Source organism: Niastella sp. sgz303648 (genome assembly GCF_059587045.1).
Genome location: NZ_JCAPSW010000004.1, coordinates 478,195 through 493,431 on the forward strand (window position 1 = coordinate 478,195; position 15,237 = coordinate 493,431).

9 protein-coding genes are annotated in these 15,237 nt (G+C 39.6%); 1 reads left to right on the forward strand and 8 read right to left on the reverse strand.

What is annotated here, in order from left to right:
* The first annotated feature begins 514 nt into the window (after positions 1-514).
* Positions 515-1,309 (forward strand): hypothetical protein, encoded by a 795-nt coding sequence (locus AC59IL_RS14640; RefSeq protein ID WP_496552894.1) that lies wholly within the window; start codon positions 515-517, stop codon positions 1,307-1,309.
* A gap of 80 nt (positions 1,310-1,389) precedes the next feature.
* Here the strand turns inward: AC59IL_RS14640 and AC59IL_RS14645 are convergent, their stop codons facing one another.
* From AC59IL_RS14645 to AC59IL_RS14680, 8 genes are all read right to left on the reverse strand, one after another.
* Positions 1,390-1,689, reverse strand: a complete 300-nt coding sequence (locus tag AC59IL_RS14645) for a hypothetical protein (RefSeq protein WP_496552895.1) — start codon at positions 1,687-1,689, stop codon at positions 1,390-1,392.
* Between the two features lie 43 nt (positions 1,690-1,732).
* Positions 1,733-2,032 (reverse strand): DUF7683 domain-containing protein, encoded by a 300-nt coding sequence (locus tag AC59IL_RS14650; RefSeq protein ID WP_496552896.1) that lies wholly within the window; start codon positions 2,030-2,032, stop codon positions 1,733-1,735.
* A gap of 10 nt (positions 2,033-2,042) precedes the next feature.
* Complete coding sequence (locus tag AC59IL_RS14655; RefSeq protein ID WP_496552897.1) at positions 2,043-6,128, reverse strand: DUF6443 domain-containing protein; 4,086 nt, start codon at positions 6,126-6,128, stop codon at positions 2,043-2,045.
* Between the two features lie 231 nt (positions 6,129-6,359).
* Positions 6,360-6,872, reverse strand: a complete 513-nt coding sequence (locus AC59IL_RS14660) for a glutathione peroxidase (protein ID WP_496552898.1) — start codon at positions 6,870-6,872, stop codon at positions 6,360-6,362.
* Positions 6,873-6,901: 29 nt separating this feature from the next.
* Complete coding sequence (locus AC59IL_RS14665; RefSeq protein ID WP_496552899.1) at positions 6,902-10,603, reverse strand: hypothetical protein; 3,702 nt, start codon at positions 10,601-10,603, stop codon at positions 6,902-6,904.
* 251 nt (positions 10,604-10,854) lie between these two features.
* Positions 10,855-12,255 carry a hypothetical protein gene (locus AC59IL_RS14670; protein WP_496552900.1) on the reverse strand — a complete coding sequence of 467 codons (1,401 nt, stop codon included), beginning with the start codon at positions 12,253-12,255 and terminating at the stop codon, positions 10,855-10,857.
* A gap of 525 nt (positions 12,256-12,780) precedes the next feature.
* Positions 12,781-13,707 (reverse strand): BT_3987 domain-containing protein, encoded by a 927-nt coding sequence (locus AC59IL_RS14675; protein ID WP_496552901.1) that lies wholly within the window; start codon positions 13,705-13,707, stop codon positions 12,781-12,783.
* 22 nt (positions 13,708-13,729) lie between these two features.
* On the reverse strand, positions 13,730-15,229 hold the full coding sequence (locus AC59IL_RS14680; RefSeq protein ID WP_496552902.1) for a SusD/RagB family nutrient-binding outer membrane lipoprotein: 1,500 nt from the start codon (positions 15,227-15,229) through the stop codon (positions 13,730-13,732).
* Between the last annotated feature and the right edge of the window lie 8 nt (positions 15,230-15,237).

Sequence of the window (15,237 nt, forward strand, 5' to 3'; positions counted from 1 at the left end):
GCCAAAATATTTAATATTTCTTTTCATAGCCAAGTATAAGATCCAACGCTTAATGCTATTCAATGGTGAATTGCTCACAACCTGCATGTAACAAATATTTGATGATAAAAATGTTTAATTCACTTATGTATTTCGTATTTTTTAAGCATGTATTCGTTTATATAAAACAGCAAGTATGTTTGCTTCAAAGTACATAATACAAACTTCCCTCTTAATGGCCCTGTCCGGGCAAATTTCATGACCCTTTCTCTTACTATTCCGTTACTATTCTCTTACTATTGCCTTACTTATTTTTTGCTTATACTATGGGATTGCTATGGCGCAGATACGGCGCAACTATGGCTTAGATATGATACTGATACGGGTGCCATATGGAACTGATATGGGTTGGATACAACAGGGAGAGGGCAGCCTCGCAAACTGCGTACATACAACACATGTAGCTTATTTAAAATTTCTATTTAGAAGTATTCCATGCTGTTAGAATGATGTAACTTTAAGAAAACCCATCATTATGGCAAAACAGGTTGGCCCACACCTGCTAACAGGTACCATAGGTGATGTTACCTATTTAAAAAACGACTTTGGGTATATTGCCAAAGAAAAAAGCGGACCAGACCGCAACATGGTGTTAAAGAGTGAACGCTTTGCCCACACGCGGGAGAACGCTGCCGATTTTAAAACTGCAGTCAGCGCCGCCACCCTGCTGCGCCAGGCAGTTTATCCATTATTGAAACCTATTGCCAACATGCGGCTGAGCGGACGCATGAACCGTGTGTTGTTGAATATAGTAAGATCAGACGCAGAACATGTTCGCGGCACACGACAGGCAACCGGCGGCCCTTTGCATAAGCTGACTGGCTTTGAGTTTAACAGCAATCAAACGCTATCATCGATGCTACACGTTTCATGCAAGACAACCATTCACCCTGTGAACGGAACAATGCAGGTAAACTTTGCTTCATTTATTCCCCAAAAACATATTACAGCTCCTGCCGGAGCTACGCATTTCAAGATAGTATCAGTTGGTGCTTCCATTGATTTTACAAATCAAAAATTTGCGAACAATCATTGCCAAACACCTATGTTGCCCATAGATAAAAAAACAGTGAAGCCGGTTTGTATGCAACATCAACCTGAGGCCATTCCGGGTCAGTATTTGTTGCTGGCTGCAGGTATTGTATTTTATAAAATGGTGGATGGAATTGAACAAATGATAAAAGGGGGCGCATTGAAGATTGTGGAGGTGAGGGAGGTGGTGGAGAAAGGGGAAGTGACCTGCTTTTCCCAGAAAAAAAACGCAACATAGCAACGCAGTTTTTTTAGTTTCACTCCCGACTGCGTCACAATGTTGCGTTAATAACAGATTTTGATATACTACTATTTCATTTAAATACCGAGAAACACTTTTAAATCCCCGATTAGTTCCTGCTCAGTAGCACTTCTTACTTCTTTTACAACATCAAGTTTGTCAATCTGTTTCTCATTTAACAATTCGAAATCGTAGTCATACCCATTCACTTTCCCTTCCGAAAAATTATAGGTTGATATATATACAAGTCGATTATCTCTTTTTATTCCAATGGCGCAAAGATCACCATCCCAGTAATCTACAATTTCTGTTTTAGCAAAATCTGTCTGTAATCTTAATTGCTCAATTAAATCAAATATGGTTTTATCTTTTATCATTTGACAAAACGTTATCCAACATCATACAACAACTTTACACATATCATTTTATTATTTTTCCTGTAATAGTATCAATATAAATTCCAAAACATGCCAAATTGTAATCATATTTAGTAATATCGTAAGATATAGGTTTTTCCAAATAGATATTAAGCTTGTTTACCTGTTCTTCAGTTACATCATAAGGGTCATAGAGAAAGGGATCCTCTTCATAAGGTTCAAAAATCTTCAAAAGCTCCTCCAATGTTATATGATCAATATTTATTCTTTCTATTACCTCATTCGTTCCTTTCTTGTAAAGTTCTAAGATCCTTTGTACCCTTAATAATTTTTTATTTTTCATGTTCTAAATTTTAAGGTGTTGATACAGCTAATACCAAAGATGCACCACCTGTTTCAGGAGCAGCAACAACTGCGACCCCCCATTTTACAACTTCCCACAATATCATTCCCGCAGTGACGAGAACAGTTGTATTTGTCAATGTACTTGGCGAAATAGGATATGTCCATCTTTTTCCCACAGGAGGTGAAATTTGTTCCCCCGTTTCAGGATCATAGCCACCCCAATGTGATCCAGGTTTACCACTTTTATCATATTTTTCAACCTCCCCTTTTTTACTATCCCATTCTAATATTTTACCATCGTTATCATACCATCTCCATCTCTTACTTTGCGGGTGTTTTATAGCAGGACCGGTACCCGGAAAACCGGGTAGTCCGTTATCCTTATACCCTTGAGGCACCGGCTTATAATAGTTTGCAAAAGGGCTTATTTCTTTTGTCACCCAACTACCTTTCGTCCAATAACCCTTATCAATAACAGGTAGCAGTATCTCAATATCTTCTCCCGTCGCTGCATTATAATCTTTTTGAGCTTGTTTATACCTTGTTTCTGCCTGAGCACCAATACCATAATAACCAGAAGTATAGGCATTAATCAAACCAGAAGAAAATTCTTCTGACTGACTCGTATAATAATTCATATAGCCGCTTCCACTCGATCCTGCCTTATGCCATTCGCCACCAAAAGGGCTGTCCCATAATTGATTTAGTATTTGGTCCAGCTCCTGTTGTGATAAAGCCCCTGTAGGATCACAGTAATATATAGGATCATTCAAAGCAAACTGGTAAGGTGACACATTAATATTTTGCTCGCTCAACAGATCCACCCCTGCAAACCGCCCTATCTGTGGATCATACTTTCTAAAAAGAGTGTTATAATAATTTAATCCATAATCTTCCTCCAGCTCAGTTCCTCCATTCGCTTTGTAAGGGGTGCTTTGTTTAAGTAAAGCCTTGTCGCTTATGCCAGCCATGGGTAAACCAAACGGATAATAACTTTGCTCCTGAACCAACGGGCCTGAATAGTGCTTCACAATCAGATCGTCAAAATAAACATTCTGGGGGCTTTCATTGCTTACATAAATATACAAATATCCGTTTTTACTGATGGTTTGCAGCGGTGAAACCAATGGCTGTTTGCTGCTCCCCTGCTGAGCCTGTTGTACACCCGAATTTGACGACACATAATTAAACTGGTTATCGAATAATACCCAGTTTAAATAAGCTTTGGGCTTTGTACTGTCGTAGACTTTATCGGTCTTCAAAAACTGAAGCAAATTGGGGCTTAAGGTGCTACTGATGCTACTTACATCTCCAGATCCGAATTTACCGCCGCTACTGCCAACCACCCCACTGCCAAGTATTGTTAAAAGTTCGGGCAACAAATTTATTCCATCGGATGGGAGCTGAACCGTTGAATTATAATATGAGTAAGTACTTATTCGCACCTGATCACCGGCCATCACTTTTAAAACCATCGACGGACCGGTTTTTATATTAACAGCTGTTGAAGCATTTAAACGGGCTACAAAATGATTGCTGGTGTCTGTATCAAAGGCATCGGGTTTTGGATATACGGTTCTTACAGGCGTATATACATTGCTGAATAAAGCATTCACTACGGCGCTGTCGCGGCTTTCCATGGTAGCAGCATAGGTAGCGGTATCCTTTCCTTCTGTTAATACTGTGCGAACATTATTTAAATGATCCTTAATAAAATAGTCGTACTCATAAGCATAATAAACTGACCCGGTTTGGCTGTTCACTTTGCGGGCATACCTTATTCTTCCTTCTTCCTGTAAAATATATTGTAAAGTATCATTTAAGTATACAAACCCGTTAATGTACAAGTAATCTTTAACAGCAGCTGTTTTACCTGTGTAATCGTTTATTTGCTTTCTTAACTGATTTCCGGATGCATCATAATAATAGTGAATTCCTGCTTTTCCGTTTATTGAGATAGAATCCGCTTTATCCAGCATATTATATACAGCGCCAGCACCGTTTGTGCTGGTATGCATATGCCTGTTATAATCCTTTATAATATTTCCGTTAGCATCATAGCTGTAATCATCACCGCTTAAAGCAGTATCTTTAAAATCACCAGGCATATTATTATCCGTAATGCCGTCAGTTACTTTTTGTAATTGATTGCTATTGGCAAAATATTGGTATGTGAGAGAGTCTATTGTGGCTGAGGCGCCTATTTTTAACCCCCGTTGCTTTAACGAAAGAATATTGCCTCCAGCATCATAACTCAATCCATTAACAGTAAAATCAACTTTATCATTTGTCCAATTGGAAGCGGCCCCTTCATTCTGTTGAGCAAAGTCTGCCTTTAAAATCCTATTTGTTTTATCATAATCAAATCCGTAAGCCCTTGCAATTCCATCTCCCGCCGCCTTCCATTTTATACCAGCAATATTGCCGTTTAGCTGATTTTTGGTAAACCCATAGTCGTATGAAATAATTTCTCCAAAATGATTATTTGCATTACCAGACGAGTTTAAATATTCACCATTGATGCTCAATAACCAGCCACGTAAATTGTATGCATAGGCTTGCGATTCCAACCCACCTCCCAATACTTTTGATTGTATCTGCCCCAACTCATTATAAGTATATTCACTTATGGTTTTGTCTATACTGTTATCAAGATTTTTAATCAAGGTTTTAAGACGCCCTGCATGGTCATAAACGTATTTACTAAGTACTGTATGGCTTTGAGCATTGTTTCCTGATTTCTGATGCTGCAAATGTTTACGCAACAATTTTCCATCAAAGGCATATTGCATTGTTTCAATATCAGTACCTCCTGTATAATTGGTTTGCGAAGATTGAACCAGCCGGCTGTGATCATCATAAAAACGGATATTATAAAGGTAATTGCTGCTGTTTAGAATGATCTTTTTATAACCTGTAATTATTCCGCGTATGCGATTACTGGCTGTAACAGGCTGTGCATATTCTGGTGAAACATTGTAATTGGTAATAAAGTTCGAGCTGTTGATATTTGCCGAAACCATATTAGCATTTACCGGGGCGGCGGTAGCGGCAACCCAGCTATAGTCATCATAATACAACTCGGTTGTAATAGTATAGGCCCCTGATAAAGAAGGATAATTGGCAGATCGTGCCGACTGAGCAATTATACTATCTTTTGTAAGCGTTGTTGTAATAACACCTGTTTTACTTAAGCGATTCTGTCCATCATACAATGAAAATGCCCATTGATTAGTGGTTCTTAAACCTGCATCCTGTGTCATTACAAGACGGTCTAACATATCATATGCAAAATAGATCTTTCCCTTCCCCGGAACCAGCTTCATGATTGTTCTACCTCTTGCATCGTAATAATAACTATAGCATAAATTGGTAAAAATTGCTATGTTGGATGATAAATTCCAATTTAATGACGCACCGCTTAATGATTCTACCGCCTTAGGTGTAATTACGCACCTTAAATTATTCATTTCATCATAAACATAATAAGTGCAAAGCCAGCCGCTATGGCCAGTTGAAGGTAAGGATGCTACCTGTTTTTTTGAAAGTATGATCCTCGCCAGTTGATCAATGTATGCAACTGTCTTATTTCCATTTTCATCTGTAGTTTCCTGTACTACTAATGAACCAGCCTGATAAGTAGTGGTAGTAGCAGGAATATCATCTTCTCCATTTATATTTATTGTCCATAATCGAACACTATCCGATACAGAATTGGTACGAAAAGCAGAAACCGGGCCCACACCAGTTCCGGTCCAGCTATTTCCCGGAGCTGTTACTTTTGTTGGTATATTTAAAGGAGATCCATCAAAAAACGACTGGCCATAATTAATTTGCTCATTAGGAAAGGCAGCCTTGTAAAAAGCCGAATCCTGCCTAAAAGGGTTTGTTTTAAAATTGCCATCATTAGTATTTCCAGATTGAGCAGGAAAAGGTAAATATTGAACACTTACATTTCCAAACTCATCGTAAAATACTGGCATTACCAGATCTTTTTTTGATGGTGTAGCCTGGCGGGCAACCGTTTGCAAAGTGCGTCCATAAGAATCCGAATAGATGGATGTGATTGTCATATCCTCTACCGCAGCAGACATATTTATCAGAGCGGTATCCTGTATTGGTTTTAAAGGCGAATATATTCGTGTATAAGAAATCGGGGTGGACCAATAATTGTCAGGAAGTTTCCTCGCCAGGGCAGGAACCGGTGTTGTATTAGAGACGGGAAGATTTACCTGTCCATAAAATCTGGTTGCACTACCAACAAGGATAAATATTAGGAAAAGTATGTGTTTTTGCATAAAGTAAGTGCGGTTTAGAGAACTATTTTAATTTGCTACAGCTTCTTCCAATTCACTCTTAAGAGGAGAAACAGATGGGTTAAAAACACCTATAATTTCTCCGTCACCACTAACAAGGAATTTGAAAAAATCCTGTGTAATATCATTATTGACAACGCCATTCTCTGCGTAATGAGTAAGCCATTTATAAACGGGCGCGATATCATTTCCATTAACCGACACTTTTGAACACAGGATATAATGAATGTTATACTCTTTTTGTATAGTACTTTTTATAAAACTATCGTTCAAGGGCTCATTCTTAAAATCATCCGAAGGAAAAGCCAGTATCACCAGGTTTTTATTATACTTCTGGAATAAGACCTCCAGATCGGCATACTGCGTGGCATACCTGCTTTTACTGGCTGTATTTACAAACAATATTTTTTTCCCTTTAAATTCATTAAGTTTTATGACACTACCATCAATAGTAGTTGCTGTAAGCGAATAAATACTCGTTGTAAACAGATAATACGACAATAAGAATAATTGACTGATCATATAAATTAATTTCGAATTATTAATACCGCTTACTGTATACAGGCGGTTATTACCTGACAGGCCGAAGTGTTATATTCGGTATAAGCAGCACTTACACTACAATCACTCCATTGATACACCCACCTGCATTGCCACATATAAACTCCATTCACCAGTACCCGAACGCTTGAAATATACTTTTTGATACCCTCTTCACATACACAGTTTAGTGACTTGTACTTTGGATCAGAGCCACAAGCAGGCCCACACAACGTACAGTCAGTACGATCATATACCCATTTGGTGTCGGTATATTTTGGACTATAAGGATTATTGTCGCGGTACAAAATGTCTACTTTACCATTTCCTGCACTTTCACACTGCCAGGTCGCCGTCGGTTGCCAATTGGGCGTACTGTTTGTAGCAATTGTAGTATCTCTATAATCCGTTTTTTTAACAATATTGAAATCTTTATCCATTACCAGGTTCATCCTGTTCAATACATCATACCCGTAATAAAATATTGTATTATTGGCATCGCAGGTAGCTGTAGCCCCTACCATTGGCTCATACGTGGTGGTAACCATATTGGCATCTTTCGGATGCAAACGCAACTCATCTATTAAACCAGTACCACCGATAGTAACGACAGTTATTCCGCCAAGGTTTACCTGGTATAGATTCCATCCGTTTTGGCTGGCTATTGCACTACTTAGTAAGGTTCCGTTAACGGTTACAGCAGCTCCTGATTTGCACCATACTGATAATAAATACGTTTTTGATGCCGATAAACCCGATTTGGTAATATTACCGCTGCTAATATCATAGCTGTTTTTCCCCGTTATGGCCAGGGTTGTATTTCTGCTGGTACCGGCAATATTCCAGTTACCTGTGCCATCCGACTCAAAACTGGTATACGCAATGTCACTGAAGCTGGCATTGGAAACTTTGCCAACCGGATACTGATTATTATAGTCCATTATAACCGCATCACTTTTACCCGACACCGCATTTTGCGTTTCAAGAAGGTGGCCATCATTATCATAGGTTGCAAACTTTTGTTGCGCTACCAGGTATTTACTATTACGGATCAGTGTAGCCGGATCAAATGCGCCTATCGTTCCCTGGAGAATTGGGGCGCCTGATTGTAATGCGTATACACGTAGTGGTTTTATATATCCCCTGGACAATTGTTGGTATTCGGTAGTCAATGCATTCACCATTCTCGGATTACCGTCTCCGGTTAGCCAGCTTTCTGTTGAAATAACCGGGCTGATTATATTACTATCTTTTAATATTTTTAATGCTCCCGTTGATACGGTATAGTTATAAGGGTAATAAAGCCTTTTTTCTAATTGTAACCCACGTGTGACATCATATGGATTTGTAACCTTTATTAAATTATAATTACTATCATACACAAAGTCCTGCCTGTTTACCTGCACTGAACCATCAGAATGGAAAAAAGAATCAATCCGGGCAACAAGGTCTGCTCTTCCGGTTTGAGGGTAATAGCTTTGGCTCTCAAAATATTCGGTATATGGCGTAGAGGATGAGGCGGGATCACCATGAAATGTAACGGCTGATCTGCCAAGCCTTGCTGAAGTAAAATTGGAGTCGTTGTAACTGATGGAAGTGATGGAAAATGAGTCGCGCTTTACTTCTACCAGCCGGCCGGTACTATCGTAAACAGATATTCTCTTGGCCAAACCCATGCCCCAATCCGGTTGTGTTTGAGGAGCATAAGGAAATAAAGCCTCTTCCATGTTTAAATTAGCATCCTGCAAACTGGTAAATTCATATATTTCTTTACCCAGGTTATGCGTTGGGCCGCCTTTGTAAACAACAACCCTGCTATACCCCACAGGGCTTCCCTGTGTATAATTGAGCTCATTAACAGGTTCGCTCGAAATAGCGCTGTAGTATTTTGTAGTCGTACTGCCATAAATAACCGTTTCTTCATAGGGATAAATATAAACCGGAAGCGCCCATAAAAAACCAGAGCTTTTACCATCCGGTAACTGATACTGATAACTGGCAATTGTATCATATTTTAAAGTAACCGGATCGAAATGAATCAAATGCTTTAGCCTTACCCCACCGCTCATTACTGCAGTTTCGACCGACTCCTGATTTGCCCAAGACATATAAACATTCAGTGAATCGTTCGTTACTGTACAATTCGTTAAATTTGTTTCCAGCTTGTAATTACCGTTCGGTGCATTAAAACTAAATGACATTATACCCAGATTATGTAAATCGGATATGCTTGTAGTATAGGTCGCGTATGTTGTTAACCCATCGGTGCTTTTTACCCGGCATTCAAAATTACAGGCACCTGTGGCTGGAACCGTGGTAGCTGAATTATACAAAAGCTGGATATTAATAGTATGCCTGTTGGTAAACAAATTTTGCAACACAATATTATTGGAAGTAGTTCCTTTAGCATTGATCTGGATACCTGAATAAACTGTTTTATACTGCCACGATTCGTTTGGCTCCCAAACATAAATAGTATGGGCAGTAGTAGTTCCATTGCCGCCGTCTATGTCGCCGGCAACCCCAACAGACGGATCGACAATAGTATTAATGGAGCCACTCTCCATCCATTGTTTGGATGGGTTTCGATCAGCGCCGTTATACATTCCTGCCGATGGAATGCTTTTTGTTCCATTATTGGCATTGTTATAATATCCCCAATGATCTCTATTATTCCCAAGCGTATCCCCGGAGGAACCGACTGGAGGGAAAGAAATAGGAGAAGAAATAAAGTTAAACATCGGCCTTACAGCCCTGGTGGTAAAATATTGGATATCTTTTAAATCGGCTTTGGAATTTGGGTAAAAATGAAATATATACCCATATCTGAATGTAGTGTCGCTTATCCTGATCTGTTCAATTACAGAATCAACCCCATCATATTTTAATGCGGAAGTATAAATTACGCTAACCTTTTTCTTATCAGGAAAAACAATGGAGGATAATTTTTTCCTGTATAGTTCCTGACTGCCAAAAGGCGTAAAACTTCGATAAATACTTGAATTGGAAGCAACATATATTGTTTGGGGAAAAGCAATATCTTTAGTACCCTTAATACTGCTATAATTCAGGCGAATTGTGTCTGTACCAAATGGAGCAATGATCTGACTTAAATGCCAGGTAATAGTATGGTTTATACCGTTATATCCACATTTAAAGTCCTCATTAACTATTCGCTGGTATTCAATCTCTTCAAAAACATACTTTATTCCTTCCTCCGTAATGATATAAAAAGAAGTAATAGGCGTATTATTGCCGCCGGCTGCAATAAAACCGATCCGCATTTTTGATAATGGCACGGTTACAATCTGCTTGTTTTTTCCGATAAAAAATTTCCCGCTCCGCCCGTTAAAATTGAATTGAAAAACGTCCTGTTCTGCATCCAGGCTGTCGTGATAATATTTTGAACCATCAGAATCGAAGTTGACAGGCAGTGGACCCGAATACATATATCCGTTCGCCGAAATATCATCCGGCATACCCCGCACAGTTCGGGTAATTAATCCTCCCGCATCAAGATACCAACCGAGTCCCGCCGGCGTTGGAAGCTCTCTTACTTTAGTACCACCCGACATGCGTCTCAGCGAAACATTTAAATTAAGTCCGTTATGATTGGTGTAATTGTACAACGGAATAGATATATCCGGTATACCGGTGTATAAATTCATAGGTGTACTGGCAAATTTATTGGCAGCTGTGGCAATACCACTCATTGGAGCAGCATTGAAATCATTAGGTGGGGTCTGGGCTAATAAGTTAATGCTACATGTTAGTAGAAACAGTGTGCAGAAGATTCCATTTTTCATCATACTAAAAATGCTTTTATCCTGAATCAAAATCTTCCCCAGCCTTGTTTTGTAAACCTTTGTAGCAGGGGGATAATATATTAAACATCGTGAAGGAAGCATTAAAGCATTATCATTCATCTTATTATAATTAGTAATTAATGTTTGCTTTTAAAAAATCAAAAATTATATCCCACCCTGAACTTCACCGGCTGTGTTCTCGGCACCTGCTGATAACTCATAAAATCCCACAGCAACTGAAGCTTTGTCTTTTTAAAAAAATTGCTCTTGACAGAAACAATCTTACTCACGCCTATCAATCCACTTTGCGTCCACTGATCGGCGTTCACCATTCCTCCTCCACCGGAGGGGGCCGGGGGTAGGCCTGGCTGATAATTATATTCATATCCCCCACTGGCATAAAAGCTTCCCTTAAGTTTCATATCTAAGTATGACCTCAACCCAACACCTTCATGTGTAATTGAAATATGGCGAAAGTCTTTACCCCAGCCCATTTTGTAACTGGCGCCAATGCCAATGCTGCTTTTATCACTTAATTTATATCCAACAGATAAACCCAGATCAGTTGTGGTGGGAAAGAAATTTGATTTGGCTGTTTGAAAATTGGTGCCGTATTCCAATCTGTTCCAAAAGGTTTTTGTTTTTTGATTATTGGGTTTGAAATCCGGCATATCCACATCGCTACTGCCGGCGCCTAATTTATTAAGCTTGTCTTTGAGCTGATTGAGCTGTGATTGTGCTGCCTGTATATTTTGCTGCACATATTGCTGCGCGTTTGGTCCGGCTGCTGCCAGCTGCGTTTGTATCTGTTGTTGTACCTGGGCCCTTGTTTGCAAACCGGTCAAACTTTGCCCGCTACTATAATTATCAGGCAACCGGAATAAAGAAGCCAGCTGACTGTGCTGCTGCATGAATTGCTGAAAGACAGGTAATTTGTTTAATAATGATAGCCCTTTTTCAACCATTCTATCAGGTTCTTTCAGCATATCCTTGTATTCTTTAACCTGTGCACTATAATAATATGCCTCTTTATTAAAATCAGTTATATCGTTTGTAATACCCTTAGGCAGATTGGAGTATTTGCTCAGTGCATCTTTCATTTGTTGTTTGCGCTGCTGTATAAATGCTTTTACCTCGTCGGATTGTTGCAGTTTGTTTTGCAATTGATTTACATTACCCAATGAACCTTGTACCTTTTGTTGCAAATCCTTTGAATTGGCAAGTAGCTGATTGTTCTGTTGTAAAAAATTTAAAGAGGTTTTGAGAGAATCTATAGCAGGAAGATATTCGCCTGCCTCCCCCTGGCCTCCTCTGGCGGAGAGGGTGTCGTTCATCACCCTGCTTGTTAATTTAAGATACTGTTGCTCAGAGTTCGCAAATAACTGTTGCGCTGCCGCAGAATCTATTTTAGAGAGTTTGCGTTGTAATTTCTTTTCACGCCTGGATAACCGTTTCAGATATTTTTCGGTTTGCCTGGTTAGCTGTGCCTCAAGATAAGTGGTCTTATTATTGACTTTGGTAAAAAATGAAGAAGGGAAATTAACAATCTTATCGACCAAAGCAGGCTGGTTTTGCGAAAGGACTGCGACAGGAACACAAAATATTAGAATAAGGCCTGCTAAGGGTTTAAGGTTCATTTTCGGATAAGGTTAGTTTCGGTGTCTTGGTTAGTGCGTTACAAATACTACGCAATCGTATATTTTTCAAAAGTATGATAAAGGAAAATATCTTTCTTAATATTCGAAATCAATTTATAGCCACATAATATTGATTTAATGCAAACCTAACCTATACGGTCAAACTTAGCAGGGGAAAAACAACAGTATTTATTGTTTTTTTCCTCTTACATTAAATATAAAATCACTATAAAGCAACAATTGCCCGTACAAGAAACAGTGTAGTACCACATCATTCACTTCAAAGTGATTCTCTGGCAAAACTGCTGTCACTGTATATCCTTGAAACGGGTACGTGCATGACGCACACAAAAAAACCGGGCCGAAGGCCGGCCCGGTCATCCTAAAAACAAAAGAGGCTGCCTTAATTGAAGACAGCCTCTTTATATTATGTTCTATCAGATCCGATTATCTTGATCCTGTATAAACCACCTTTTCTCTGATGATCCTCGTAGGAGTTGACGTAGGAGTTGCCATGGGGTAACCATAACACAACATGAAGGTTTTTGTAGCCGGATTATACGTGTTATTGTATTCGGGAAAACCGAGCTGGGCATAATTGTTAACAAGCGCAGTGCTGCCGCTGGCTCCGGGACCCGGACCAATAGTAACCGTATTATCGGCATTAATTACAATATTAACAGGTGTAGCATCACCTAAATCGCCCAACGCTTTGGAAATTGTATTGGCATTAAATGTTTTCACCTTTTCACCGGTGATATTAATTGCCCTGGAATTTGTAGGGTGCGTGAAATAACCGGTTACATTATATAAACCATCATACTGATTTTTGATGGCAACATTTACTACTGCCGTGTTAAAATTACCACTGATGGTGTAGGCCGGTTTATCGATGCTCTTAATTACAAAACCCAGCGCCCAGTCATGACCGATAAAATTAACAGGTTTCATTTTTATTTGCAGGTAGCCTGTAAATGAACCTTTTGGAATGGTAACAACACCATTGTTAACCAGGCTGAACATAGAAGATGTAGGTATATCGTATGCTGTTCCGTTGTTATTATTATAGGAAGTTACCAGGGTGTCCTGTAATGCTACCGTTACATTAATATCTTCAGAAGCCGGCGAGCCCCAGGCTAAAGTAACCGGCACCAGGCTAACTACTGTATCATTGTTACCATTGCTAAATGCCAGGGTTACAAATTTCGTGAGGTCGGTTGCACTAACTTTTAATTCAATGGCCATAGGCTGGCCATCTAACGGGCGGGTTGATTGTGTTTTGTTATCATCATACAAATTATCCTTCAAACATCCCGTCATGCCCAGCGCTATCAAAGACAGCGCAAATGCTGATTTAATTATATTAAGTTTCATACTTCTTTAATTTGTTTTTCGGTTAAGGTTGCCAGAATAACTTTGTAGTAAACAGCTTGATATCGCCCTGCGCCCTTACATTGGTCGAATTGGCGGTGTACTCACTTTGCGGGTATAGTAACCTGTTAGGAAGCACGTTCGAAATTTTAGATGGATTTACAGTAATATATCCTTTATCGGGAAGCATATTTAACCTTCTCAGATCAACCCAGGCTTCTACCGGATCAATACCGCACAATGCTATATATTTCTGATAGGCAATAAACTTAACCTGTTCAGAAACTGAGGAACCTGCATTAGCCCAGTTGGCAATGTCGGTATCAGGTATATAACCATTTCTGGCAATTGAATCCCCTTTTGGCACACCCAGCCAAACAAAAGATCCAGCTACAGCATCCTCATAAGTAGTTTGTGCACTACCAGTTAACCATCCCCTGGCAATAGCTTCTGCTTCAAGAAATTTACTTTCAAAAGCAGGGAATATCCATTGGTCCTGTTTAGCGCTTCCGGCAAGGCCCGGACCAATTTTTGAACTGGCTGCGCCAAGCGGGTTTCCTTCAACAAGTCCATACGTATCGCCTACATAGCTTGAACCAACAGGCTGATAAAAGCGGGAGATCCTGTCATCATCGGTACTCTGCAAAAGGTTCACCATATAAGCATTGGCTCTTGTACTGGTACTGGCCTCATTGCCTGCAGGCGTTAAACCATAGTTGGCATAAAAAGGAGATTGTTTGTTTTCATCATTTACATATCCCGGGTTTACACCAATATTTTCACCAACCTGCAATACGCCACCATTATCGGTGATTTTTTTAAGCTCTGCAGTTGGGTCAAAACCAGCACGCTCAGATTGATGGATCAACAGGCGTAATTTGAGCGTATTGGCAAATCTTTTCCATGTGGCTACATTACCGTGATTTACAATATCAACATCTCCAAACTTCTCTGTGGGCGTGCCTTTGGTAAAATAAATAATAGCAGTATCTAAACTTGCCTGCAACGCTTTATAAACATCTTCTGCTTTATCATATGCAGGCTGTCTGTAAACCAGGGTTTGAAATGCCTGTGAATAGGGAAGGTTTCCATAAACATCAACCATATCCTGGAAAAGCCTTGCAGATAACACCATGGCACAACCGGCCAATACAGAATCCTGTACACCCAAAGCTTTTACTTTGGTAAGATACAGGTCGTAAAGGGCATTGTAATTATTCGACCACAATGCATCCCCGAAAGAGAAATCAACATTATAAGATGTTTCATCCTGCTGTATGGCAAAATCGCCGGGGGCGGCAAAATATCCCATCCAGTTTTGAAGGAACCTTAAATTACCACTGGCCAGCCGGGCTCCCACACCATGCGCTCCCTGTGGAAAAAGCAGGGCGGCAGAGATGTTTTTATCGGTCGATCTGTTTGTTTCCTCGTTTACATCCAGAAAAGTCTTTTTACAACTGGTGCATACCACAATGGCCATCAGCACCATTCCAATCATCGATTTATTTATATTATAATATTTCATCTAAATAG